Source organism: Paenibacillus apiarius, assembly GCF_017052585.1.
GTDB classification, from domain to species: domain Bacteria; phylum Bacillota; class Bacilli; order Paenibacillales; family Paenibacillaceae; genus Paenibacillus_B; species Paenibacillus_B apiarius.
In genome coordinates, this window is the sequence record NZ_JAFFHZ010000001.1 from 3144768 (window position 1) to 3169968 (window position 25201).

At 50.6% G+C, this 25201-nt stretch carries 21 protein-coding genes and 1 riboswitch; of the genes, 14 read left to right on the top strand and 7 right to left on the bottom strand.

Features of this window, described 5'->3' with window-relative positions; genetic code table 11:
• The first annotated feature begins 6 nt into the window (after positions 1 to 6).
• Entirely contained in the window at positions 7 to 990 is a 984-nt protein-coding gene (locus JSQ80_RS14265; protein ID WP_087434308.1) for an ABC transporter ATP-binding protein, read from the top strand.
• The gene (locus JSQ80_RS14270) at positions 983 to 1948 is read left to right on the top strand and encodes an ABC transporter ATP-binding protein (protein WP_206095738.1); all 966 of its coding nucleotides are present in this window, start codon (positions 983 to 985) and stop codon (positions 1946 to 1948) included. The genes JSQ80_RS14265 and JSQ80_RS14270 overlap by 8 nt, the downstream gene beginning before the upstream one ends.
• 267 nt (positions 1949 to 2215) lie before the next feature.
• Here the strand turns inward: JSQ80_RS14270 and JSQ80_RS14275 are convergent, their stop codons facing one another.
• Positions 2216 to 3127: a serine hydrolase domain-containing protein gene (locus JSQ80_RS14275; protein ID WP_206095739.1), complete on the bottom strand. Its 912-nt coding sequence runs from the start codon at positions 3125 to 3127 to the stop codon at positions 2216 to 2218.
• Between the two features lie 553 nt (positions 3128 to 3680).
• On the opposite strand from JSQ80_RS14275, the gene JSQ80_RS14280 reads away from it, so the two are divergent.
• The 8 genes from JSQ80_RS14280 to guaA all read left to right on the top strand — a co-directional run bounded on the left by JSQ80_RS14280 (position 3681) and on the right by guaA (position 17214).
• Positions 3681 to 4463: an alpha/beta hydrolase gene (locus JSQ80_RS14280; protein ID WP_087434285.1), complete on the top strand. Its 783-nt coding sequence runs from the start codon at positions 3681 to 3683 to the stop codon at positions 4461 to 4463.
• Positions 4460 to 5419: an ABC transporter permease gene (locus JSQ80_RS14285; protein ID WP_087434284.1), complete on the top strand. Its 960-nt coding sequence runs from the start codon at positions 4460 to 4462 to the stop codon at positions 5417 to 5419. The genes JSQ80_RS14280 and JSQ80_RS14285 overlap by 4 nt, the downstream gene beginning before the upstream one ends.
• Positions 5420 to 5435: 16 nt before the next feature.
• Positions 5436 to 6338 carry a carbohydrate ABC transporter permease gene (locus JSQ80_RS14290; protein ID WP_206095740.1) on the top strand — a complete coding sequence of 301 codons (903 nt, stop codon included), beginning with the start codon at positions 5436 to 5438 and terminating at the stop codon, positions 6336 to 6338.
• 64 nt (positions 6339 to 6402) lie between these two features.
• Positions 6403 to 7998: a type 2 periplasmic-binding domain-containing protein gene (locus tag JSQ80_RS14295; RefSeq protein WP_206095741.1), complete on the top strand. Its 1596-nt coding sequence runs from the start codon at positions 6403 to 6405 to the stop codon at positions 7996 to 7998.
• A 313-nt stretch (positions 7999 to 8311) separates the two neighbouring features.
• A complete protein-coding gene (locus JSQ80_RS14300) occupies positions 8312 to 10483 on the top strand; it encodes a glycoside hydrolase family 3 N-terminal domain-containing protein (RefSeq protein ID WP_206095742.1) in 2172 nt (723 codons plus the stop codon).
• Between the two features lie 54 nt (positions 10484 to 10537).
• Positions 10538 to 13894, top strand: a complete 3357-nt coding sequence (locus tag JSQ80_RS14305; RefSeq protein ID WP_206095743.1) for a GH36-type glycosyl hydrolase domain-containing protein — start codon at positions 10538 to 10540, stop codon at positions 13892 to 13894.
• A gap of 105 nt (positions 13895 to 13999) precedes the next feature.
• The gene (locus tag JSQ80_RS14310) at positions 14000 to 14989 is read left to right on the top strand and encodes a substrate-binding domain-containing protein (protein ID WP_206095744.1); all 990 of its coding nucleotides are present in this window, start codon (positions 14000 to 14002) and stop codon (positions 14987 to 14989) included.
• 683 nt (positions 14990 to 15672) lie between these two features.
• Positions 15673 to 17214, top strand: coding sequence for a glutamine-hydrolyzing GMP synthase (gene guaA / locus JSQ80_RS14315; protein ID WP_206095745.1), 1542 nt, complete (start codon positions 15673 to 15675; stop codon positions 17212 to 17214).
• A 66-nt stretch (positions 17215 to 17280) separates the two neighbouring features.
• Here the strand turns inward: guaA and JSQ80_RS14320 are convergent, their stop codons facing one another.
• The 6 genes from JSQ80_RS14320 to JSQ80_RS14345 form a co-directional block, all read right to left on the bottom strand.
• Positions 17281 to 18063, bottom strand: coding sequence for a CPBP family intramembrane glutamic endopeptidase (locus JSQ80_RS14320; protein ID WP_206095746.1), 783 nt, complete (start codon positions 18061 to 18063; stop codon positions 17281 to 17283).
• Entirely contained in the window at positions 18044 to 18589 is a 546-nt protein-coding gene (locus JSQ80_RS14325) for a PadR family transcriptional regulator (RefSeq protein WP_206095747.1), read from the bottom strand. The genes JSQ80_RS14320 and JSQ80_RS14325 overlap by 20 nt, the downstream gene beginning before the upstream one ends.
• 236 nt (positions 18590 to 18825) lie before the next feature.
• Positions 18826 to 19176, bottom strand: a complete 351-nt coding sequence (locus JSQ80_RS14330) for a hypothetical protein (protein WP_206095748.1) — start codon at positions 19174 to 19176, stop codon at positions 18826 to 18828.
• Between the two features lie 58 nt (positions 19177 to 19234).
• Entirely contained in the window at positions 19235 to 19534 is a 300-nt protein-coding gene (locus JSQ80_RS14335; protein WP_206095749.1) for a hypothetical protein, read from the bottom strand.
• 59 nt (positions 19535 to 19593) lie between these two features.
• The gene (locus JSQ80_RS14340; protein WP_206095750.1) at positions 19594 to 19866 is read right to left on the bottom strand and encodes a hypothetical protein; all 273 of its coding nucleotides are present in this window, start codon (positions 19864 to 19866) and stop codon (positions 19594 to 19596) included.
• A gap of 180 nt (positions 19867 to 20046) precedes the next feature.
• Positions 20047 to 20229 (bottom strand): hypothetical protein, encoded by a 183-nt coding sequence (locus JSQ80_RS14345; RefSeq protein ID WP_206095751.1) that lies wholly within the window; start codon positions 20227 to 20229, stop codon positions 20047 to 20049.
• A gap of 147 nt (positions 20230 to 20376) precedes the next feature.
• Positions 20377 to 20476: riboswitch (purine riboswitch) on the top strand.
• A 243-nt stretch (positions 20477 to 20719) separates the two neighbouring features.
• Between JSQ80_RS14345 and JSQ80_RS14350 the strand changes: the two genes are divergently transcribed.
• From JSQ80_RS14350 to JSQ80_RS14365, 4 genes are all read left to right on the top strand, one after another.
• Complete coding sequence (locus tag JSQ80_RS14350) at positions 20720 to 22123, top strand: NCS2 family permease (RefSeq protein WP_206095752.1); 1404 nt, start codon at positions 20720 to 20722, stop codon at positions 22121 to 22123.
• A gap of 247 nt (positions 22124 to 22370) precedes the next feature.
• Positions 22371 to 23423, top strand: coding sequence for an ABC transporter substrate-binding protein (locus JSQ80_RS14355; protein ID WP_206095753.1), 1053 nt, complete (start codon positions 22371 to 22373; stop codon positions 23421 to 23423).
• A 131-nt stretch (positions 23424 to 23554) separates the two neighbouring features.
• Positions 23555 to 24376 carry an ABC transporter permease gene (locus JSQ80_RS14360; protein WP_087434270.1) on the top strand — a complete coding sequence of 274 codons (822 nt, stop codon included), beginning with the start codon at positions 23555 to 23557 and terminating at the stop codon, positions 24374 to 24376.
• Positions 24377 to 24390: 14 nt separating this feature from the next.
• Entirely contained in the window at positions 24391 to 25182 is a 792-nt protein-coding gene (locus tag JSQ80_RS14365; RefSeq protein WP_087434269.1) for an ABC transporter permease, read from the top strand.
• Positions 25183 to 25201: the final 19 nt, after the last annotated feature.

Consider the following 25201-nt stretch of genomic DNA (forward strand, 5'->3'; position numbering starts at 1 on the left):
ACACTGATGAAAAATGTAATCGAGATTGATCATCTCAGCACTTATTTTTATACGGAAGAAGGGGCCGTGAAAGCGGTCAACGATGTCAGCCTGCGCGTTCGCGAGGGAGAAACGGTCTGCATCGTCGGCGAATCCGGCTGCGGGAAAAGCGTGACGGCGATGTCGGTGATGGGGCTCGTTGAGGAGCCGGCCGGCAAAGTGGTGGAGGGCAAGATCCAGTTTGACGGACGGGACCTGCTGTCACTCCATAAAAATGAGCTGCGGCACGTGCGCGGGAACGACATCGCGATGATTTTCCAAGAGCCGATGTCTTCGCTCAACCCGGTGCTTACGATTGGCAAGCAGATTATGGAGCCGTTGATGGAGCACCAGCGCCTGAACAAAAAACAGGCCCGCATGCGGGCGATTGAGCTGATCGAAATGGTCGGCATCTCGCGTCCCGAGCAGATTGCGGACAGCTATCCGCACCAGCTGAGCGGCGGCATGCTGCAGCGGATTATGATTGCCATCGCCATCTCCTGCAATCCGAAGCTGCTTATCGCGGACGAACCGACGACTGCGCTGGATGTGACCATTCAAGCGCAAATCCTCGATATGCTGCGGCAGATTAAGGCAGACTCGAACATGTCCATCCTGCTCATCACGCACGACCTTGGCGTAGTGGCCGAAATCGCGGATTATGTCATCGTGATGTATTCCGGCAAAATTGTGGAAGAAGGCGACGTCGTCGAGCTGTTCGAGCATCCGAAGCACCCTTATACGCAAGGCCTGCTTCGCTCGAAGCCGATTATGGGCGAGCGTCAGGAGGAGCTGTACTCGATTCCGGGGCAGGTTCCAAATCCGCTCGAACTGAAGGAATCGTGCTATTTTCATGACCGATGCGGGCATTGCATGGCGGTCTGCCGGACGAAGCTGCCGCATCTCCGGGAAGTGGCCGCAAGACAGAAAGTGGCCTGCTGGCTGTACGAGGAGGTAGTCGAGCATGTCTGAGCCGTTATTAGAAGTGAACCATCTGAAGAAATACTTTCCGATTACGTCCGGGCTGTTCAACCGCACCGTCGGTTATGTGAAGGCGGTAGATGATATCAGCATTACGCTCCAGCAGGGCGAGACGTTCGGCTTGGTCGGCGAATCCGGCAGCGGCAAGAGCACGGTGGGCCGCACGATTATCCGCCTGACCGACAAGACGGACGGAGAGGTAAAGTTTAAAGGCATCGACCTCTATAATGTGCCGGAAAAGGAGCTGCGAACGCTGAGACCGAAGCTGCAGCTTATTTTCCAAGACCCGTACAGCTCGCTCAATCCGCGGGTTCGGGTGGGGGATGCCATCGCTGAAGCGCTGATTAACCACGGGCTTGCGCCGAAGGAGGAGGTGCGGGATCGAGTGTTGGACGTGCTGAATTCGTGCGGTCTGTCGTCCTATCATATCGATCGCTTTCCGCATGAATTCTCGGGCGGGCAGCGCCAGCGCATCGGCATTGCGCGGGCGCTTATACTGGATCCCGATCTCATCATCGCGGATGAGCCGGTATCCGCCCTCGACGTGTCGATTCAGGCGCAGATTATCAATCTGTTCCGCAAGCTGCAGACGACGCGCGGGCTGACGTATTTATTCATCTCCCATGATCTGAGCGTCGTGGAGCATCTATGCAACCGCATCGGCGTCATGTATCTCGGCACGATGATGGAGACGGCTTCGCGAGACGAGCTGTTCGCCAATCCGCTCCATCCGTACACAAAAGCGCTGCTGTCAGCGGTGCCGATCCCCGTGCCGAGGCTGAAGCGGGAGCGGATCGTGCTGAAGGGCGACATCCCGAATCCGGCGAATCCGCCCGCGGGCTGCAAGTTCCATACGCGCTGCCCGTTCGCCACGGACATCTGCCACGAGCAGGTGCCGGTGTTCCGCCATATGGGCGGGGATCACCATGTGGCTTGCCATCTTGTCTGAACTCAACATGCCCCGAATCCGAGCAATTGGTCGGGGCATGCCACGAACTGCGTTTGTACAGTTGTTTTTACGGAATACCGCCCTTTTTGGCGTTTAAACTGCAAATATGCAGTTCAAAATGATGAAATTACCATTATTTATGATGTTGTGCAAAGTTGAAATGTACTTTTGCAGTCCAGCGTGGCGAAAGGCGAAAAAAGGAATTTTCAAATGCATATTTGCAGTTCAAGACGCTCTGGCGTAACTATTAATCATCCTCAAGCCAAGCTATAACAACGGCAGAATCTCTGACCATACCACATCTAGTATGCCCTGCATATTGTCTTCCTGGCTGTTGATGGCGATCACCGCATCCCGATTGGGAACGACGATGCAGAGCTGCCCGTTTGCCCCGTCGGCGCGATAGGCACCATGCGAGCACATCCAAAATTGGCATCCGTAGCCTTGGCACCAATCCGCACTGCCCTGCGTATCGATCTGCTTGCTCGTTGCGAACGTGAGCCATTCCGCAGGGATTAGCTGCTCCCCCTCCCATTTTCCCTTCTGCAGAAGCAACTGTCCGAATCGGCTCAATTCCTCGGTGCTGATCTTTAATCCCGCGCATCCGAGCGTTACGCCAAGTGGAGAGGTTTCCCATGTCACATTTTCAATTCCCAGAGGATTAAACAAGCGTGGAGTCAAATAATCTTTCACCGTTTGACCGACGGCGGCCTGCACTAATGCAGACATCATAAAGGTATCGCCGCTGCTGTATGTAAAATTTTGTCCCGGAGCTCTGTCCAAAGGCAACGACATATAATATTTGGCCCAGTCCTTTTCTTGTAACGACGCTCTTTCTTCGGCCCACAGCGGCGGAGAATCATGGCCGGAGGACATGCGAAGCAGGTCGTACAATTTTACGTCGCCAGGCTGGAGGGCAGGATCGCCTGCCGTTCTCTCCTGAACATATTCCGAAAAAAAATCTCTGAGTTTCGTTTCCAGCGTCAGCTTACCTTCCTCGATCGCCAGTCCGACAGCCATGCAGGTAAAGGACTTGCTGATGGAATGCTGCAAACGTCGGACGTCTGCGGTGACATCCCGCTTTCCGAGAAGATTTCCTCTTTGCAGCACACGAACGGAGAGGACGTTTAATTTTTTGCCGGTTATCTGATTGACAAACCCGGTTAATATATCAGGCATAATCCTGTCCTTCTTTCTTCTTTGTTAGAGATTGCTATAAAAATACCCCTTTTGACCCGGGTTAAAGCAGTAAGTAAAGCGCAAATATTGAATAGAAACGTTTTTATAATAAGCGTTTACATTATAATTCATAATATTAATATCCTCTTAATTATAAGTCAATGAAAGACTAGCAAGCGCTTTCTATAATCCTTCTTTCTTAATAAAAGGATATATTTATATAAAATATGATGCGAATGTGAATTTTTTAACCTCTAAAGGTTCTTTTATGGAAAAAAGTTATTGACAGGTTCTAGCAACGAGATCTATGATTTAGTCGAAACGATTCGAATAAATCGCTTTCAATTTGGAATATGTGTTCTTTTACAGTTCTTCGAAGATCAGAGGCAGAACACTAAGAAGGTTATGATCGAGGTGAAAAATCAAAGTAAAGAGGCTGCAACATGTTCGGAAAGATTCAGCATAATGTGAGTGGCGTTGGAAGGAATCTTGAGCTTTGCTCCGGGCGGCTAGTCGCGCAACTTGAAATTATTGAAAATGAAAGGGATTACATATGGCGCATGTAACGATAGAAACCGGATCGAATACGTTAAGAATGACAACAAGCATCCACGTGATCTCTCCCTGTGAATCCAACACTCCGTCAAACAGCACGCTCTACCTGCTGCACGGCGCCGGCGACAATGCAAGCACGTGGCAGCGGTTGACGACGATTGAACTGTATGCGCAAAAATACGGGTGTACGGTCATTATGCCGGAGGCGAACCGGAGTTATTACACGGATATGGAGTACGGTTTGGATTATTTTTATTACATTACCCAGGAACTCCCGGAGTTTTGCGGGCGTCTGCTTCATATGAATACCAATCCAAACAAGACATATGTAGCGGGACTGTCTATGGGGGGATACGGCGCTTTGAAATGCGCCCTGACTTATCCCGATAGGTATGCCAAGGCTGTATCCCTTTCCGGGGTGACCGATATTCAGCGGCGTCTTCAAGACCCTGGGATGCCTCCGGGAATGATCAAGGAGATGCAAGCTGTGTTTGGCACAGAGCTGCAAGTAAAGCCTGAACAGGACCTCTATGCTTTGACAGCACAGCGGCTGGAAGAAAGGAAAGCGCTGCCTTCCATCCTCTGTTGCTGCGGAACCAGCGATCCGTTTATTGAGATGAACCGCAAGTTTGCCGCCTATATGCAGCAAACTCCATTTCATTTCCGGTACGTGGAAGGACCGGGCACTCATGACTGGCTCTTCTGGGAGGAGCATTTGAAGACGGCATTTGACTTCCTGTTTAACGAAAAGACTCAGGGAGAGAGAGGAGATGCAATTTGAAACCCGCAGCCTTGGGGCCTAACAGAAACCTGAAAGGACGTTCGAAATTCGGCACACTCTTTACTGAAATTTGGAAGAACAGAATGGTTTATACGCTGCTCCTTCCCGGACTGATATGGCTGCTGATATTCGCATATCTGCCTATGGGCGGCCTCTCTCTGGCCTTCAAGGATTATAAAGCGAATTTGGGAATCTGGGGCAGCCCGTGGGTCGGATTCGAAAATTTCAAGTACGTGTTTCGTGATCCTGCTTTTATCGACGCGTTATGGAGAACGTTGTATATCAATATCATCAAACTGTTCATTCAGTTCCCGTTCCCAATTCTGCTCGCGTTGATGCTGAACGAGCTTAGGATGCGGCGGGCGAAAAAGCTGTTCCAGACGGTGTTCACTTTTCCGCATTTTCTATCCTGGATTATCGTCTCTGGAGTCGTCATTAATGTGCTCGCTTATGACGGACTCGTGAATAGCGCTTTGGCGCTTCTTGGACTGCCGACGATCAACTTCCTGGGATCGGAGAGCACGTTCGTTCCGATGCTGCTGCTCACGGACATTTGGAAATCGACCGGATGGGGCGCGATCATCTATCTGGCCGCGATTTCCGGGATTGATCAGGACCAATACGAGTCGTCTCAGATTGACGGCGCAACGCGCCTGCAGCAGATGTTCCAGATTACGCTGCCCAACATCCTTCCTACCGTCACGATTATGTTCATTCTTTCGGTTGGCGGCCTGATGTCGTCGGGCTTCGATCAGATTTTCAACTTGGCGAATGCGGCAACCAAGAATGTGTCGGAAGTATTGGATGTGTACATTTATCGAATCACCTTCCAGTCTTCGACTGACTTCTCGTTTTCAACGGCGGTCAGCCTGTTCCGTTCTCTCGTGAATATGATTCTGCTGCTTCTTGCTGACAGAGTTGCCAAAATGCTGGGCGGAGACGGTCTATTCCGATAAGAGAGGAGTGCAATGGATGAGCAAGAAAGCTGAAAAACGGCCTAAGTTCCGTATGGGGAAAATGTCTGTCCTCGATTATTTCATTTTTATCATCCTGCTTGCGGTCGCGTTAATGATTCTCATTCCGTTCTGGAATGTCATTATGATCTCGTTCTCGACGCCGAAAGAATACGCCGATAACCCGCTGATGATGTTTCCGAAACATCCGACCTTGGATTCCTACAAAGCGCTGTTTGCGGACGGAAGTATTCTAACGGGATATTGGAATACACTCAAGCTTCTCCTTGCGGGGCTGCCGCTGAGTTTGTTTTTAACGAGCAGCATGGCCTACGGACTCAGCAGAAGAAAATTTCCGGGGAAGAAAATCATTTTCTTTCTGGTGCTGTTCACGATGATTTTCAACGGCGGTATCGTGCCGCTTTATCTGATTATGAAATCGATTCATCTTACAGGCACGCTGTGGTCTGTCATCCTCGCCGGAAGCTTCAGCGCATTCAACATGATTCTGATGATGAATTACTTCTACAGTCTGCCTGAATCGCTAATGGAATCCGCACGGCTGGACGGAGCAGGCGAATGGCGAATTATGTTCTCCGTTGTCCTTCCGCTGGCTGCTCCGATTATGGCGACAATTACGCTATTCTATGGTGTTGCTTACTGGAACAGCTGGTACGATGCGATGATTTTCCTCCGCAAGGCGGAGCAACTGCCTTTGCAGAACGTATTGCGAACCATTATTGTCGAGTCGTCAACCAACGCTTCCAACGCATCGAGCGTGGATGCGGTCGGCAAACAAGCTTTCTCGACGGGGATGAAGATGGCTGCGGTCTTTGTGACGATGGTGCCTATTATGTGCTTCTTCCCTCTGCTGCAAAAGCATTTCGCTAAAGGGGTGTTAACAGGGGCTATTAAGACCTGATTCATGCAAATAGATTTTTGTAATAAAAATCTAATGAGGCAGTTCAAAAAAGGGGCGAAAAAACATGGAAACGCACAAAAAGCTGTCGGTAAAATCTGTTCTGGCCATCGCATTGTGTCTGATCATGCTGATGGTGACAGCGTGCTCGAAGCAAGAAGCGCAGGGCGGCAATGAGCAAGACGATACCGGAAATTACAAGGACAAGCTGAAAATTTCCGTGGCAAGCACCATCCAGCTCAAAGACGGCCAACTGGACAACGAGTTCCATAAGCACTGGATGGATAAATTCAATTTGGAATGGGACTACAACTTTATCGAATGGGATTCCTGGGCCGAGAAGCTCCGGTTATGGATCAATTCCGGCGACCTGCCTGATGTCGCGAGCTGGAACTACATTCACGGCGACGCGATGAACTATATCGATCAAGGACTGCTCTACAAATTCCCGGACGACTGGAAGGAGCGCTGGCCGAACGTGGCTGCCGCCTACAAGCTGACAGGTCTGGGTGACAAGCTGGAAGAGCTGTCAGGAGGCACCTACATTTTGCCGAGACCGGTGTATTACGAGAATAAGCCTGCCGATCCGCTCGTCAACCAGATTGGCGTTATCGCGCTGCGCAAAGACTGGGCAAATGCAGTAGGCTTCGAATTGAAAGACGTGTATACGACAAGCGAGCTGATGACATTCGCCAATCTGGTCAAGGAGAAGGACCCAGGCAAAGTGGGAGCGAACCTGGTGCCGATCTCTTACAATGCGGCCGATGCGCTGACGAACATCATTATGCCGAACAGCGAGCATTCCAGAGTCGAGTCCGCTTTCTACAAAGGCGAGGATGGACAATACCACTGGGGACCTGCCGACGAAGAAACACTTGCCGGTCTGAAGCTGATGCAAAAAGCATACAAGGATGGTCTGCTCAATCCCGAGTTCTATACTTGGAAAAATAACGAAGGCAGTGACAATTTCAGAGTAAAAGGTGTGGCCGCGGTTACCAGCCTTGGCGGTCTAGCATCTTACAGACAAGACATGGACAAGGCAATGGAGAAAAATCTGGGTGCAGACAGTGACGAGCTCGTTCATACGGCAATCGTGCTTGGCGACGATGGCAAATACCGCAACCTTGAGCAGGTCAATTTCTGGTCGGCGCTCATCTTCTCGCCCAACATCAGCACGGAGAAATTTGAACGCATTATGGATTTATTGGATTATTCGACAAGCAAGGATGGACAGATGTTGTTGAATATGGGCTTTGAAGGCAAGGACTGGAAGTACGGTGACAACAAAGAACTCGTAAGCCTGCTGCCGGAAGGCACATCGCTGGATGACAAATACCCGAGCCGTTTCGAGGGGCTTTATCTGCTTGGTGACGACTTCAGTATGATCAACCCGGCGATCAAAAAGGAATACCGTGACAGAGCGGTTCTCCACTATCAAAACAAAGCCAAGCTCGGCAAAGAAGGCGGCAAGCTTGCCGAATACGACTGGACGGTTCAACTGTATGACTCCAAAGTGAAAAATCAGGCTACATTTGACTATGAGACGGAGTATACGAACCTGATTCTGCAAAGCGGGGATTTGGAAGCAAACTGGAAAAAATGGGTCGACAGCAAAAAGTCGCTTGTAGAACCGGTTCTGGAGGAACTAAACAATCAAAAGTAATTGAGTATTCAGCTGCAATGTAAGTTGGCCTGAGGCGCTCGCCAGCGGTCCGAGTCCATTGAACCCGGTGTGCAGGATATTCCGATGCAGCCGGGTTCTTCACTTTGGCGCTGTACTCTTCTGAATGAGGAATTTGCACAACTTCTGAAGCCAAGGCTTCTATCCGTTTTCCGCGCAACAAACGGGCGTGTTCACAGCCATCCGCACATCATAGCGGGTTTGTGCAAGTTCCTGAGAAAGGAGAAGGAAACTGGAGGTTATTACATCATAAAATCAATGATTCTCTTATAAATAAAGCAGTGGAGGAAATGACATGGACAATCAGCAATTAACTGCCATGGTACAACGAATGACATTGGAAGAGAAAGTCGCTCAATTGCTGCAGCTTACCGCCCATTTTCATGAAGGTGCAGGGAGTGAAGGGCTAGTTACGGGTCCGATGGAAGAAATGGGGATTACCGGGCAAATGGTCACAGCCAGCGGATCCGTGCTCGGTCTGTCGGGAGCGCAAGCGATCATTGACGCACAAAAGGCATATTTGAGCAAAAACCGCCTCGGTATCCCGCTGCTGTTCATGGCGGATGTGGTGCATGGGTTTAAGACCATTTTCCCGATTCCGCTTGCGATCGGCTGCTCATGGGACGTAGAGCTGGCGGAGAAGAGCGCGGAGGTTGCCGCCAGAGAATCTGCGGTATCAGGCATACACGTTACGTTTGCGCCGATGGTTGACCTGGTGCGCGATCCGCGTTGGGGAAGAGTGATGGAAACGACCGGGGAGGACCCTTATCTGAACAGCCTCTTCTCGCGGGCGTTCGTTCGCGGATATCAGGGAGGCAACCTGAAGGGGGATACAGAACGCCTTGCCGCATGCGTCAAGCATTTTGCCGCTTATGGTGCGCCTGAAGGAGGGCGTGATTACAATACGGTCGATATGTCTGAAAGAAATTTGCGCGAATATTATTTGCCGGCCTATAAGGCGGCGCTGGACGAGGGCTGTGCAATGGTGATGACTTCATTTAATACCGTTGACGGCATTCCGGCCACAGGCAACGAGAAGCTTATGCGCGGCATACTGCGCGATGAGTGGAACTTTGATGGCGTCCTCATCTCCGACTGGGCGTCAATCCGGGAAATGATCGCGCACGGCGCGGCTGAGGATGATTGCGAAGCCGCTTACCGGGCCATCCGTGCGGGGGTGGACATGGAGATGATGACCCCATGTTATGTGCAGCACCTGCCGCAGCTCGTCCACAGCGGCCGTGTTGATGAAGCGCTCATTGACGAAGCCGTTCTGCGGATTCTGCGTCTCAAAGACAAGCTTGGTCTTTTTGACAATCCGCTGCGCGGGGCGGACCCTGAACGTGAACGTGAAGTGCTCTTCTGCGAGGAGCATCGCAAAGTTTCCTACGAGCTGGCGGCTAAATCCTGCGTTCTGCTCAAAAACAACGGCATTCTTCCGCTGCAACAGGAGTCCAAGGTGGCGTTGATCGGTCCGTTTGCGCAAAGCGAAGACATTCTTGGCTGGTGGTCTTGTGTCGGCGTTAAGGAAGATGCCGTTAAGCTGGGCACTGCGCTAGAAGAGCGCCTGCAAAGCGGACAGCTGCGCACCGCTCCCGGATGCGGCATTGACAGCATGACACAGGAGCAATTGGAGGCTGCGCTGGAAACGGCCCAGAGTGCGGACATCATTGTGCTTGCTCTTGGGGAAGAGTCCGGCATGAGCGGTGAAGGCGGTTCCCGGACGGATATTCGTCTGCCGGAGGCACAGCTTGAATTGGTCAAGCAGGTGAAGAACATGGGGAAACCGATGGCCGCCGTCATTTTCAACGGCCGTCCGCTCGATTTACACGGCATATACGATGAGGCGGATGCGGTGCTGGAAGCTTGGTTCCCGGGCAGCGAGGGCGGAGCGGCTGTGGCAGATATATTGCTCGGCAGCGTGAATCCGTCCGCGCGGCTTGCCATGTCGTTCCCGCAATCGGTAGGGCAGGTGCCTGTCTATTACAACCATCTCAATACAGGCCGTCCTCTAGATCCTCACAAAACGGGAGAACGCTATGTATCGAAGTATATAGACAGCCCGAATGAGCCGCTGCTTCCGTTCGGATTCGGTCTTTCATATACGACGTTCCAATACAGCGAGCTGGCACTCTCAAGCAGCGAGATGACGCCGGAACAGCCGCTTGTCATCAGCGTCAAAGTCACGAACACGGGCGCAAGAGCCGGGGTGGAGACGGTACAGCTTTATCTCCGCGATGTGGCAGGCGATGTCGTTCGTCCGCTTCGTGAACTCAAAGGATATGTGAAGCTTGAGCTTGCACCGGGGGAAACCGGTATCGCCTCCTTTATTCTGACGGAGGAGCAACTTCGATATCATCATTCCGATATCAGCTTTACAAGCGATCCGGGAACTTTCCAAGTGTATGTCGGGCCGAACAGCCGGGACACGCTGGAGCATTCGTTTAAGTTGGTCCGATCAAATTAACAGGCGTACTTCAATAGACATTTATGGTGCGGGCTAGGAGGAAGGAGCATACACATGACAACAATTACGAAATCAAAGCTTCACGTTCAAGCTGGCGATCTGTGCTTTACCTTTTGGGAGAGCGGAGACTTGTATCAGGCCGCAAGCGGCCACACGATGATTAATCAACTGATGACAAGCCCCATTGACGGGTCTATGAATAATCTTTATTTGCGTATTCACGGAGAATCCGGCATCCGGTTTTTCCCGCTGCTGGGCATTCATTCGGGCAGCATGGTTAGCTCAGGCGGTGGACGTCTCATATGGGAAGGCGCTGCCGAAGGCGTCGAATACCGGGTGACCTTTGCGCCTGCGAAGGAGGGCGTCTGGTTCTGGGACGTGGTGACGCGCGGGGATGGCGTTAAGATCGACGTTATCTATGGCCAGGATATCGGCATCGCTGATACGGGATCCGTGCGCAGCAATGAAGCTTACCTGTCACAATATATTGATCATACGGTATTCGAGGACGATGTGAACGGCTATGTCGTCTGCTCGCGCCAAAACCAGCCGCAGGCAGGAGCATTCCCTTACATACAGCAAGGATCGCTGACCCGTGCTGTTGGCTATTCAACCGACGGATTCCAGTTTTTCGGTTTATCCTACAAAGAAACAAATATGCCGGCATGTCTGGGTGAGGCCCGGCTCGCAAATGAAGTATACCAGTACGAGTTCGCTTACACCGCGCTACAATCGGAGCTTGTCTCTTTAAGCGGCGAAGCCCGCTTTGTGTTTTATGGCCTCTTCCAAGGCGATCATGCGGCGGCGGTTACGGAGCTGGAATACACGGACAAGATTAAAATAGCCTGGGAGGCTTATGAGGCGCAGGACAAAGAAGAAACGCTGCAAAAGCTGTCACCGGTCTGCTTCAAAAAATCGATCGGACACCCGCTTCGCGCCCTTTCCATGACGGAAGAAGAAGTGAGTTTGCGGTTTCCGGGCCCCGTTAGATATCAGGAAGAGCGTGACAACGGCAGGCTGTTGGCCTTCTTCACGGATACCTACGAGCATGTCGTGCTTAAAGAAAAGGAAATGCTCGTGGAGCGTCCGCACGGACACATCCTAATGAGCGGAAACAATGTGAAGCTGGGGGCACAAGTCATGACGACCACCTCCTATATGTACGGCCTTTTTAATTCTCATGTGGTGGTCGGCAACACGAACTTCAATAAAATGATGAGCAATGCCCGCAGCTCGCTTAACGTGCCGAAGACAGCCGGACAGCGTATTTACGTGGAACAGGGCGGCAAGTTTCAACTGCTCGCCATGCCTTCGCTATTTGAAATCGGATTTAACTATGCGCGCTGGTATTACAAAACGGAAGAAGATATACTGATCATCACGAACTTCACCACTGTGGATACGCCTGAAGTGCGCCTGAACGTGCGTTCGGAGAGCGGTCGATCCTACAGGTATCTGGTGACGAATCAAGTCACGATGAATGTAAATGAGTATGAACTTCCGGTACACATGACGAATGACAATGGCAAGCTGACCTTTTACGGGGAGCGGGAGTCGCTTCGTGCAGGGGCTTATCCGAATCTCCAGTACCGTATGTGGGTGGATGGAGCCCGTGTTACAGTAGGCGATGAAACGGCGCTGGCCGATGGAATCAATGCCGGCGACGCTTCACTCGTGACTTTGCAGCTTGGCGAAAGCCCGGAATGGACGCTGACGATACAAGGATTGCTTGAAGGAGAGGACCTTCCGGCGGCAGCGCGTAACATGGAAGAAGAGATCGTAAATTACCGGGAATTCTATAAAAATATAATGAATGGCTTCCGTCTTTCACGCGCCGGCGGAGAGGAGACGGAGGACCTCTTCAAGGTGAACGCTCTGGCTTGGTGGTATACGCATAACATGCTTGTCCACTACTCTGTTCCTCACGGGCTTGAGCAGTATGGCGGTGCGGCCTGGGGAACCAGGGATGTCTGCCAAGGGCCGGTCGAATATTTCTTGGCGACACAAAAATTCGAACAGGTGCGGGATATTGTGAAGATGGTCTACTCCCATCAGTATGAAGACGATGGAAATTGGCCGCAATGGTTCATGTTCGACCGGTACCATGCAATCCAGCAGGAAGAAAGCCACGGCGATATTATTGTATGGCCGCTTAAAGTTCTGGGCGATTATTTGACTGCTACCCGAGATTACAGTATTTTGGAGGAAAAGGTTCCATATACCATTAAGCATAGTTTCCATTTCAGCGAGCGAAAGGCAGCGATTCTCGAACACGCGAAAAAGGAAATCAAATATATCCGGGATCATTTCCTGCATGATACGCATCTGTCTTCCTATGGGGACGGGGATTGGGACGATACGCTTCAACCGGCGAATCCGCAGTTGAAGAAGTATATGGTCAGCAGTTGGACCGTTGCGCTGACGTATCAGACCTTGAATCAGCTCTCGAATGCGCTGCTCCCGGCGGACCAGGCTCTCGCGGCAGAGCTGCGGGAAATGGCATCAGGCATTAGGCGGGACTACAAACGGTATATGCTGCAAACAGAAGTCATTCCCGGCTTTATCTATATGGAGAATCCGGCTCAGGCGAAGCTGATGCTGCATCCGACAGATACGGAAACCGGCATCCAATACCGGCTGCTTCCGATGACACGCAGTATGATTGCAGAGCTGTTGGATCCAGAGCAGGCACAATCCCACTATCGTCTTATTAAGGATACATTGTTCTTTCCGGACGGTGTGCGGCTGATGAATCGTCCGGCTCAATACGCCGGCGGGGTCAGCACTCATTTCAAGCGGGCTGAACAGGCGTCCAACTTCGGACGTGAGGTTGGGCTTCAATATGTGCATGCGCATATCCGCTACGTGGAAGCCATGGCGAAGCTGGGCAATGCGGACGATGTGTGGAACGGGCTGGAGATCATTAACCCTGTCGGCATTAGCGATGTGGTTCCGAATGCGGAACTTCGTCAGAGCAATGCCTACTTCAGCAGCTCCGATGGCAAATTCAATACCCGCTATGAGGCTCAGGCACGGATCGATGCGCTGCGCAGCGGAGAGGTCGAGGTGAAAGGGGGCTGGAGAATTTATTCCAGCGGACCGGGAATATATATGAACCAGCTCATATCTAACGCACTTGGAATACGGCAGGATAAAGAGGATCTTGTATTAGATCCCGTGCTCCCGGCCACATTGAATGGCATACACTTCGACTTCCAATTTGCAGGGGGGAAGGTTACTTTTGTCTACCACATTACGGGCGGAGCTGTCAGCCGTGTCGTGATGAACGGGAAACAAATGAGTATAGAAAGCCTTGCTAACCCATACCGTCAGGGTGGTGTGCGTATTTCCAGGGACGCTTTTGAACACGAGATGAAGCAGGATGTAAACGTTGTTGAGATTTTTATGTGAGTGTAAGGGCGATCTTTTACGGATCGCCATTTTGTATAGGGTTCTACAATACCCTGACCTTAAAGTATTGAAGGATTGGGGTAACAAACGGAGGAGCGAGGAATAGTGGTTAGTATTAAGGATATCGCTAAAAAAGCCGGGGTTTCGATTTCAACGGTATCTTATGCCCTCAACGGCAGCAGCAAAGTGACTGATGAGACAAGCTCTAAAATTTTGGCTATTGCCAGAGAACTGAACTATGTACCCAATGCGGCTGCAAGGACATTAAAGAAGAGGGAGTCCAAGATATTAGGCGTATTCTTAACGGACTTTAAGGGGGATGTATACGGGGAGCTTCTGGGGGGAATGAAGGAAGTTTGCAATGCGCAGGGTTATGATTTGATCGTATGCAGCGGCAAGCAATCCCACCGGATGCTTCCAGAGCGGATGATTGACGGAGCCGTTATACTGGACCAGACGTTTACAAGCGAGGAACTGCTTACATATGCGGACCGCAACCATAAAATCGTGGTGCTGGACCGGGAGCTGGATCATCCGAATATCAATCAGGTGCTGCTCGACAACAAGGCAGGAGCGACTTTGGCAACTGAATATTTGGTTGAGCAGGGGCATAAGAAGATTTATGTCGTGACTGGCCCTGCAGGATCATTCGACTCCATTCAACGGATGAAGGCCGTTAAGCTTGTTGCGGATCGGGCTGATGATGTGGAATGGATTGAAATCGCAGGAGATTTCAAGAAGAGCGGCGGGGAGCATGCTGCCGAGCAAATCGTGCGAGAGTATAAGGGACCGGTTGCCGTATTTTGCTTGAATGATGAAATGGCTATTGGATTGTGCAACCGTATTGCCGAGACCGACTTGCGGATTGGAGATCACATTCATGTCATCGGTTTTGATAACATAGAGCTTACCCGTTATATGCAGCCGCGGCTGGCTACAATTGATTATTCCAAACATAAATGGGGAGCGCTTGCTTCCGAACAGCTGATAAAAATTATAGCCGGCGAAAAGGTGGAGCATGAACGAATTTATGTCACGCTAGTGGAAGGCGAATCCGTCGGCAAGGGTGTTAAACCAATAATCACCCGCGGCTAAGAAGTCTGCATTTTAAATGCAAAAATACATCTGGTTTGCCTTATCGTTCACTTTTCGCGGCTCTGGAGTGCAAAAGTGCATCTCATTTTGGCTTAATCTCAAAAAAGCGGCCAAAACGATGATTTTAACTGCACTTTTGCGCTTCAAGCGTCCCCAAAAGCGGATTCCCGCAAATGAAAGTGCACTTTTGAACTTGCTGAGAAACCCCGTCTGAAACAAATAAGGGTGGAGGGTGTCCGCTGGAGAGACCTGGCGATCGCCTTTGAATCCGAGTCATCCCCGCACCGTCTCATCCCTAATGACTTGGATTCAACAGCGACGGAAGCGGATACCCCCACCATACTTGTTTCTTTTTACATTCTGGGTTTCTCAACAAGTGCACTTTTGCAGTTCGTGCGCGTAGACCTTGTTTCCGGAGGTATAGATTTGGTTTTCAGAAAAAACAATAAATGAGAACTGTCTTATTTGAGGGAATTTGCTAAAATGTATTGATTCTGGCAAGGCTATGGTCAACCCCGCTTGGTGGCCATTTGGAAGGCTTAATTGATGTACTTATGCTCATTCCGCTATTTTTTGAAAAAATTAACTTCATTGGCTGGAGCGGTTGCGGTTAGATTGCAGATTGACTCCGCTTTTGTCATTTCGTTATAATTAGGAACAATATGTGTTAGGGAGGCACGGCAATGACAAAGCCACATCATGAAATGATCGTTGTTCTCGATTTTGGGGGGCAATACAACCAGCTCATCGCACGTCGCATTCGCGATTTGGGCGTATATAGCGAACTCATTCCTTACAATACACCTGTAGAGCGCATTCAGGAGCTGAATCCGAAGGGCATTGTCTTTTCCGGCGGTCCGGCAAGCGTGTATGAAGAGAATTCACCGCTTGTTGACCCGCGTATTTACGACTTGGGGCTGCCGATCTTCGGCATTTGCTACGGTATGCAAATGATGTCCCACCAACTGAGCGGCAAGGTGGAACGCGCAGGCAAGCGTGAATACGGCAAAGCCGATGTCGTCTTCCAACCGGATAGCGATCTGATTAAAGATTTGGAGCCGAATCAGACCGTATGGATGAGCCATACCGATCTGGTTGTCGAGCTGCCGGAAGGCTTCCGTGTGGACGCAGGCACAGAGCATGCGCCAATCGCGGCGATGAGCCATCCGGAGAAACGTTTCTATGCGGTGCAGTTCCATCCGGAAGTGCGGCACTCCATCTATGGCAATGAAATGATCCGGAATTTCTTGTTTAACGTGTGCGGCTGCCGCGGCGACTGGACGATGGAAACATTCATCGAGGATAAGGTGCGTGAAATCCGCGAAATGGTCGGCGAGCGCAAAGTATTGTGCGCTTTGAGCGGCGGGGTCGACTCTTCCGTCGTGGCGGCGCTCATTCATAAAGCAATCGGCGATCAACTGACTTGCATGTTCATCGATCACAACCTGCTGCGCAAGGGCGAAGCCGAAGGCGTTATGGAGACGTTCGTCGGCAAGTTCGATATGCGCGTGGTGAAGATTGACGCGCGCGAGCGCTTCATGAGCAAGCTGGTCGGTGTATCGGATCCTGAGAAAAAACGTAAAATTATCGGCAACGAGTTCATCTATTGCTTTGACGAGGAGTCGGCGAAGCTTGGCGATTTCGACTTCCTGGCGCAAGGCACGCTGTACACGGATATCGTGGAAAGCGGCACGGCAACGGCGCAGACGATCAAGTCTCACCACAATGTGGGCGGCCTGCCGGAAGATATGAAGTTCCAGCTCATCGAGCCGTTGAACACCTTGTTCAAGGACGAAGTGCGCAAGGTGGGCGAAGAGCTCGGCCTGCCGCGCGAAATCGTATGGCGCCAGCCATTCCCGGGACCGGGACTCGCCATCCGCGTGCTTGGCGAAGTAACGGAGGACAAGCTGGCCATCGTGCGTGAATCCGATGCGATCCTGCGCGAAGAGATCGCCAAGGCAGGCTTGGACGGAGAAATATGGCAATACTTTACGGCTTTGCCTGACATGAAGAGCGTTGGCGTCATGGGCGATGCGCGCACATACTCCTACACCGTAGGCATCCGCGCCGTAACGTCCATCGACGGCATGACCGCTGACTGGGCGCGCATTCCGTGGGATGTGCTGGAGAAGATCTCCGTTCGCATCGTCAACGAGGTGGATAACGTGAACCGTATTGTCTATGACGTTACGTCGAAGCCGCCGGCAACGATTGAATGGGAATAAGATAAGGTAGATAAAGGGCCGCTCTACAGTCTATACAGACTGCGGGACGGCCCTTTTTTCTATGTATTAATAAGAGGTGTGTTCCGCCCTATCTGTGCGGCGGGTCTCGTTGCGGATGCCGGGTATGAGAAGGAGGCAAGCAGCGGACAAGATGACGATAACGATGGTGTCATATCCAATCGTGCTTGTGGTTTCATTGCCCAAGAACTGAATGAGATTGTGCAACGTGTGAAACAGAATCAACGGGAGTATTTGCTTCGTCTTCACCATGAGCAAGGCCAGTACAGCCCCGACAAGAAGGGCGTATACAAGCTGGAGAATGGTCCGCGCCATATCTTGGCCCGACAGCATGTTCAGCACATGGGTAAGAGAAAATAAAATGCTCGAAGCAATCACGGCCGGCGCAATTCCCTTCGGCAATAAAATATGCAAAATCATGCCGCGATAGACCGTTTCCTCGACAAATCCGACCAAGACGGTAAAGAAAACAAAGAACAACAATTCCGAAAACGTCACCGTTTTAAACCCTTTGAGGCTAAGAATGATAAGTACCAACACGAGTGGCGCATAGCAGTAGAGACTACTTGGCGTTAGAGCGGATAAAGAGTTGAATCCGTATGCCTTCCACTTCTTTCGCGCCGTGAAAGAAACGATGCAGACGAGCGCGATCGGAATGAACGAAATTAGAATAGGCGCCGTATAATCAAGCTCTTCGATCGTCGCATAGGCCCCTGCGGCAAATACCGCGACTAGCAGCAACAGCTCAATGATGACGACACTTAGGACGGGACGTCTTTGCGTAAAGGTTGCACGGGATGGATCGAGTTGATTAGTTATGCTGTTCGTCATTGTGTCCATTCTTCCCTTCCATGATGTCGTCCACCCAGTTGCCTTCCATCTCGAAATAATGGAGCCCGTACTGCAGAACGGACAGCCGATAGTAATACTGCTGCGGATCGCTGATTTGGGCGAGCTCTTTCGTGACTATCCGTTCCACGTTATTCAGCCGTTCACGTTCGCTTGCGACCTTGATTCGATATTCAGCGAGGCGGGTTCGGCGGGTCCCTTCATCGAGATAGTCGTAGAAGAAGATTTTGAGCAGATGCTCGTTCTTCGTGAGCTGCAACGGCTGCGCAAGCCATACCAGAAAGGCTTCTTTGCCTGCAGGCAAAATGGAGTATACCTTTTTGTTCTTGCTGTCTCCGATCACGGTTACGTTGACCAATTGTTTGTCCGCCAGCCGCTTCAATGCGGGGTAAAGGCTGCCGTAACTCGCGCTGTAGAATATCCCGACGGTATGGTCAATTGTCTTTTTCAACTCATACCCATTCATCTCATGTTCAAGCAGCAGACCGAGAATGATATGTTCAAGCATAGAATTCACCTTCTCATTTCATTTGAAATATGGTGCAGTTGCTCCAGTTCAATTATATCGAAACGATATATCGATTAGATGTATAACATAAACCATTCCTTTTGTTTTGGTCAATAGGACGCATGTAAAATCATTGTGAGCGTGTCCCGATAATCAAAAGAAAGCCTAGTCCTCCACCAGTGAATCGGAGAATTAGGCTTTGCCCGGTAATTAAATTCAGGCCAAATGAAATGGAATTATTTCTTTACCGATTGGAGGGTTTCCAATAAGGTTTGGCGATACTCCTTCTGCTCCTCCATAATCGAATGCAGCATCGGAAGCAAAGCATCAATGTTTGCTTTCTGGCTGCTTGTCCCGTCCGCTAGCATTAAGATTAAGGTATATAGCATCGTGATGATGGAGTAGTTGTCCACGTACGTAATATTAAGAGCCTGTCCACCAGTACCTCCGGCTCCACCGGCCCCTCCAACGCCGCCGTGGCCAATGGCACTGGAAGTTGCATTCGCGCCGACGCTTGAATCCAGGTTTTGGCTTGCTTCGTCAACGTTTTGACTATCGAATTGTTCGTCCTGACGAGCTTCACTCAACGTCATCACCCTAACATGTTTGTATATTCTTTTGATAAAGCCTGAATCATCTTGTCAGCTATACGCCTTTTGTGATTTCAGCATTTCCGTTGCCTCCGTCGCCGCCAGCACCGCCATTGCCGCCAGCACCGCCATTGCCGCCATTGCCGCCATTACCTATATTGCCGTTGGCAGTTGCGACGGATCCTCCAACCGCTACGGCTACCCCGACGCCAATCCCAAAGCCGCCGTCACCGCCGTCGCCGCCATTGCCGCCATCGCCACCATTGCCGCCGTCGCCGCCGTTCCCGCTGTCTGCTATTTCAACCTCCCGTTTTTTGTGATGATTTGGATAATATTTTTCTTCTTCTCCCCACATATTCGATCACTCCTATTATTTTATAATGGTTTGATAAGGCTTGAATTTGCTTCATGAAACTACTTCTGGAGATTGGACAATGAAATAAGCTGTTGAATCAATTTCGCAACGTCGACGTTCAGCTTGATGCCCTCAATGTCCATACTGAGCCCGGTATCACCATCTAAGCCCAAGCTCGAACCTTCGCCATCGATTCCATTTACTCCACTTACTCCATTTAACCCATTGCTTCCATCAATTCCGTGTGAACCATCTGCGCCATTTGTTCCTGCGACATGTTCAATCTCGGAGCTTTCGTTTTTCTTAATTTCTTTCTTATTTTGTTCAGTCACCTTTATCACCACCCCAAATCGTCTGCAATCAAAGCTCAGCGACAAAACCTTTCTGCGTTATCACTTTGTTACTGAGCTTACGATAGTATATGAAGATCAACTTATATGGTAACGATGTTTCCCCAATTGCTATAACATTTACTAGAATTCAAACTATCATGGACAAGGCATGTTGATAGATTACGATGTTTCCCGGGCAAGATTTTCAATTTTTTGGCGGAGCGTTTCAATCCCTTTTAGCGTATGATTTAGTTCAATCAGGCTTTGCTTAAGTTCGTCTAGATTTTGCGCAAAACCTTGAATGTCTTTTCCTTGGTCTTGAAGGTTTTCTAAATGTTTGATGTGTGCATCCAAGTTCACCATATCTGTTCCCTCCTTCCAAAGGACTTCATACTAATCTATGAAAGCTCTATGAAAAACGTTAAACACGAACAAGGATTATATTTACTGTTTAAATGTTCGGATTTTACGTTGACATCCTTCTAGGTTCGCTTTACAATGGTTGTAGATAACCTAATACATCAAGTTTTTCGTATAATCTCGGGGATTGGCCCGGGAGTTTCTACGGATCACCGTAAATGATCTGGCTACGAAGAGCATCGGCGCTGTCTGTCTGACGAATCCACATATTCGTCTCTTCCATTCCGATCCCTGAGCGTTTTGAATGTCATTTTCAAGATGGGAACTTGTGATGCATAGATGCATGTACAGGGACAGTGGAAGAAGCACGCCGTACTTTTCAACGCCAGAACTCGGGAGATCATCATCCTGGGTTCTTTTTTTGTCCGTATAGGGTTGCTGGGGAGTAAACAAGTAAACATTCATGAGAGTTCATGGGGAGGATGTTACAAGCATGGAGCGCTTCTTCAAAATCAAGGAGCAAGGTTCAACGATTAGAACAGAGATCATGGCGGGGATTACGACCTTCATGACGATGGCGTACATCTTGGCCGTTAACCCGGACATTTTGACTGCATTCGGCAAAACGGGCATGGATTGGTACGCTGTATTCCTTGCGACGGCTATTGCAGCCGGAGTATTCACCATTGCCATGGGGATTTTCGTTAACTTCCCGGTCGCATTGGCGCCAGGGATGGGACTTAATGCATATTTCGCTACGGTAGTCGTCTCCACGGCTGGATCGGACCATCCGATTACGTGGCAGATGGCACTGACGGCGGTCTTTATTTCAGGGATCATCTTTTTCTTATTAACGATTACACACATTCGCCAAATGCTGCTGGAAGCCGTGCCGGACGCATTGAAGCATGCGATTACGGTCGGTATCGGGTTGTTCATTACGATTGTCGGCTTGAAGAACAGCGGGCTGTTGTCCGTGTCGGTCGAGACGGTGAACGATGTTCCGAAGGGGACGTTTACGCCGCTTATGGGCTTTGAATCGGTATTCGGCCTGGGCAGCTTCACCGACCCAAGCGTGCTGCTGACCATTATCGGCTTGGCGCTTATCTCGGTGCTGATGATTCTGAATGTGCCGGGAGCGATTTTATTCGGTATTCTTGGCACGACCATCATCGGTATTTTCATGGGCGTCGTCGACTTCAGCAACTTGTCGACGGACAAGACGCCATGGATCCCGGATTTGGGACAGCTTAGCTTCTTTGAATTCGACTTTGCCGGCGTTATGGGCGTCGGTATCGTATCCATCATTTTGACCTTCACCTTCGTGGAGCTGTTCGACACGTTCGGCACACTCGTCGGGACGGCCAATCGCGCTGGATTCATGAAGAACCGTGAAGAAGGCAACAAGCGCGTCGGCAAAGCGATGTTCGTAGACTCGATCGCTGTCGGCGGGGGCGCGGTACTCGGCACAAGCACGGTAACGGCTTTCGTCGAGAGCTCCGCCGGAGTAGCGGCAGGAGGCCGCACCGGTCTGACTTCGGTGACGACCGGCATTTGCTTCTTGCTGTCCTTGTTCCTGGCTCCGGCTGTGGCGCTTATTCCTGGCTCCGCAACGGCTGCCGCGTTGATTGTGGTCGGCGTGCTCATGATGCAGGCCGTGCGCGAAATCAATTTCCAAGATCTTGTCATCGGCATTCCGGCATTCATGACCATTGCGTTCATGCCGTTCACGTACAGCATTGCGAACGGGATCTCCTTCGGTATTCTCGCTTATGTGCTGCTTGCATTCGTAGCGAACGTATTTGGCAAAGGAGAGCAAAAATATAAGATTCATTGGCTCATGTGGATCTTGTTCGTGCTCGTTATTATTCGCTATGTGGCGATGGGCGGACACTAATGACCCGCATCCGGACCGAGGCAGCATGAATCGTCCGGGATACAGACAGCCGCTGCCAGCGCTGCATGGATGATTGCGAATGTCCGCGCGATGATGCGAAAAGCAAGAGTCCGTGCGGACGGCAGCGGCGGCTGGCTGACAGCTTTTCAATATTTTGATGCACTGCGCATGCAAACTTATGCACGAGCAACGAAATGGTTAACCCAATCGGCTCACTCAGATTTAGCATCTAGGAGGACATGACTTCATGAGAAAAATCGCTTTGACTCTCGCTATCGTATTATCCCTCGGCACACTGCTTGCCGCATGTTCCGGCAGCAACAATGCGGAAGGCGGCCAAGACAAACCGACCGAGCTTGTTATCTCCACATGGGGATTTGCGGAAGATGCGATGAAGAAAAATGTATACGAGCCGTTTGAGAAGAAGTACAACGTTAAGATTGTGACGGAAATCGGGAACAATACCGACCGCTTGAACAAAATCCGTCAAGGCAGCTCGAAGGTAGACTTGGTGTACTTGTCCGACTACTATGCGCTGCAAGGCATTGAAGAAGGATTATTCGAGAAGATTGACCGCAAGAACATTCCGAATCTGGACCATTTGTATGATATCGCAAAAGCCCCGCTTGGCGAGGACTACGGTCCGGCCCACACGGTAGCTCAGCTTGGGCTCGTCGTGAACGGGGATGAAGTGAAGACTCCGGTGGAGTCGTGGAACGATCTGTGGAAGCCGGAATTCAAGGACAAGCTGGCGCTTCCGAACATTACGATTACGACAGGTCCGATGCTGATGGACATGGCCGCCAAGCGTGAAGGCAGCCCAGATATGAACAGCGATGCCGCATTCAAGGCGCTGACCGAAATCAATCCGGGTGTCGTGAAGTATTATTCCAAATCAGCGGATCTAGTCAATATGTTTGCTCAAGGCGAGGTGGTCGCGGCGCCCATGCAAGATACGTTCTATGGCAGCGTATCCCAAGCCGTCCCATCCGCGAAATTCATAACTCCGAAAGAAGGAGCCTATGCGCTGTTGAACACCGTAAATGTCGTCAAAGGCTCTAAACATAAAGAATTGGCAGAGAAGTTCATCAACTGGCACCTCAGTCAAGAAGTGCAGCAAGCGAATGCCGTCGACCGCGTTGATTCCCCGACGAACAAGCTGGTCGAATTAACGGAGGAGCAAGCGGCAGGCATGACATATGGCGCAGATGTCGTTGAGAACTTGAAGACGCTCGACTTGCGCAAGGTAAATCAAGAAATGAGCGGCTGGATCGACCGTTGGAATCGTGAAATCGAGTAACGGGTTCATGAGCAAGGTATAGTTGGAACGTTGGAGGGCTGCCGTTTCGCAGCACCCTCCTTTTATTTTCTCTCGGAACAACAACCAGCATCGTTCCTAATCACAGCCTAGACAACAGGAGAACAATATCCATGAAAAAACAATATTTATGGCTTTTACTGCTTCCGGGGCTCTTGTTCCTGACATTGTTTATGATTATTCCCATCTTCATGACGATTGGCTCGACCTTCTTCCGCGAAGGCGCGTTCACGATAGAGGGCTATGTCAAGCTGCTTGGCGATCCGTACATTTTGAAAATATTAGGCACGACGCTGCAAGTCAGCCTAGTCACAACCATCGTGTGCATCCTGCTCGGCTTTCCGACCGCCTACTATATTTCGAAGCAGAAGGCGCGCACGAAGGGCATCCTGCTCGCATTGGCGCTCTTTCCGCTCCTGACAAGCGCCATCGTGCGCTCGTTCAGCTGGATGGTCATTCTCGGCAAGAACGGCTTGGTCAACAACTTTCTGGTGGGAATCGGTCTCGCCGCCGAGCCGCTGAAGATTTTGTATACGCCGACCGCCATGATCATCGGCCTCATTCACCTGTTCCTGCCGCTGATGATTATTTCGCTCGTCGGCGTTATGGAGAATATCGATGAAGACTTGCTGAAAGCTTCCGAAAGCTTGGGCGCTTCGCGCATGAAAGGCTTCATGAGCATTATCGTGCCGTTATGTGTGCCAGGTCTTATCGTCGGCAGCATACTGGTATTCGTCGGCAGCCTGACGGCCTATACGACGCCGCAGCTGCTGGGCGGCAAGCAGCGGGTCGTGGCGACATTCCTGTATCAGAATGCGATGACGCTGAACGATTGGTACATGGCTTCGATCGTTGCCACGGTGATGATCGTCGTCACCTTTATTATTATCGGGCTTATGAACCAGCTTGCCCGCAGATTGAATCCGAAGGGGTAACGGGGGTAACGAACATGAAGGAAAAACATCGCGGACTCGCCCTATTTACGACATTGGTATTTATCTTTTTGCTTGGGCCGCTGTTCATCATTATGGCTACATCGTTCGGAGACAGCTCGGTATTGAAGTTTCCGCCGGAAGGCTTCTCATTCAGATGGTACAAAAATATATTTGACGTGGAAATGTTCATGACCACCTTTAAAGTGACGATAGTGGTGGCGCTGGCCGGCAACCTGATCGCGCTCTTGATTGGCGTTCCCGCCGCATACGCGTTAAGCCGCTTTACCTTTAAGGGCAAGGGATTGTTAAATACGATATTTATTTCGCCCATTTTGATTCCGGGCGTTGTTCTCGGCTTTACCATGCTGAAATATTTGGTCGTCACCTTCAATCTGCCGATCTATACGAGCTTGCTTATCGGTCATGTCGTGCTGATGCTTCCCTTTATCATTCGCGTCATCGCATCCAGCTTGTCGAACTTCGATTATGCGGTGGAGGAAGCGGCAATGAGCTTGGGCGCCAGCCGCCTGAAGACGTTCTTCACGGTCGTGCTTCCGAATATCCGTTCCGGGTTGATCGCGGGCGTGCTGCTTGCGTTTCTGGAATCGTTCAACAACGTCGATATTTCGGTCTTCATGACCGGACCGGGAGTAAGCACGCTGCCGATTCAGATGCTGACTTATGTGGAGAACTACTTCGACCCGACCATAGCGGCCATTTCCGTGCTGCTCATGGCAGTAACGGCGCTGCTCATGTTCTCGATTGAACGCTTGATGGGACTCTCCTACTTTACAAAAAATAACTAGCATACACCGGAGGCCATAC

Excerpts from the sequence above, each read along its gene's own strand:
- JSQ80_RS14305 (WP_206095743.1), top strand. The coding sequence starts at position 10,538 with ATGACAACAATTACGAAATCAAAGCTTCACGTTCAAGCTGGCGATCTG.
- JSQ80_RS14350 (WP_206095752.1), top strand. The coding sequence starts at position 20,720 with ATGGAGCGCTTCTTCAAAATCAAGGAGCAAGGTTCAACGATTAGAACA.
- JSQ80_RS14295 (WP_206095741.1), top strand. The coding sequence starts at position 6,403 with ATGGAAACGCACAAAAAGCTGTCGGTAAAATCTGTTCTGGCCATCGCA.
- JSQ80_RS14300 (WP_206095742.1), top strand. The coding sequence starts at position 8,312 with ATGGACAATCAGCAATTAACTGCCATGGTACAACGAATGACATTGGAA.
- JSQ80_RS14280 (WP_087434285.1), top strand. The coding sequence starts at position 3,681 with ATGGCGCATGTAACGATAGAAACCGGATCGAATACGTTAAGAATGACA.
- JSQ80_RS14325 (WP_206095747.1), bottom strand. The coding sequence starts at position 18,589 with ATGCTTGAACATATCATTCTCGGTCTGCTGCTTGAACATGAGATGAAT.
- JSQ80_RS14320 (WP_206095746.1), bottom strand. The coding sequence starts at position 18,063 with ATGACGAACAGCATAACTAATCAACTCGATCCATCCCGTGCAACCTTT.
- JSQ80_RS14265 (WP_087434308.1), top strand. The coding sequence starts at position 7 with ATGAAAAATGTAATCGAGATTGATCATCTCAGCACTTATTTTTATACG.
- JSQ80_RS14345 (WP_206095751.1), bottom strand. The coding sequence starts at position 20,229 with ATGGTGAACTTGGATGCACACATCAAACATTTAGAAAACCTTCAAGAC.
- JSQ80_RS14365 (WP_087434269.1), top strand. The coding sequence starts at position 24,391 with ATGAAGGAAAAACATCGCGGACTCGCCCTATTTACGACATTGGTATTT.
- JSQ80_RS14270 (WP_206095738.1), top strand. The coding sequence starts at position 983 with ATGTCTGAGCCGTTATTAGAAGTGAACCATCTGAAGAAATACTTTCCG.
- JSQ80_RS14360 (WP_087434270.1), top strand. The coding sequence starts at position 23,555 with ATGAAAAAACAATATTTATGGCTTTTACTGCTTCCGGGGCTCTTGTTC.
- JSQ80_RS14335 (WP_206095749.1), bottom strand. The coding sequence starts at position 19,534 with ATGTGGGGAGAAGAAGAAAAATATTATCCAAATCATCACAAAAAACGG.
- guaA (WP_206095745.1), top strand. The coding sequence starts at position 15,673 with ATGACAAAGCCACATCATGAAATGATCGTTGTTCTCGATTTTGGGGGG.
- JSQ80_RS14355 (WP_206095753.1), top strand. The coding sequence starts at position 22,371 with ATGAGAAAAATCGCTTTGACTCTCGCTATCGTATTATCCCTCGGCACA.
- JSQ80_RS14290 (WP_206095740.1), top strand. The coding sequence starts at position 5,436 with ATGAGCAAGAAAGCTGAAAAACGGCCTAAGTTCCGTATGGGGAAAATG.
- JSQ80_RS14275 (WP_206095739.1), bottom strand. The coding sequence starts at position 3,127 with ATGCCTGATATATTAACCGGGTTTGTCAATCAGATAACCGGCAAAAAA.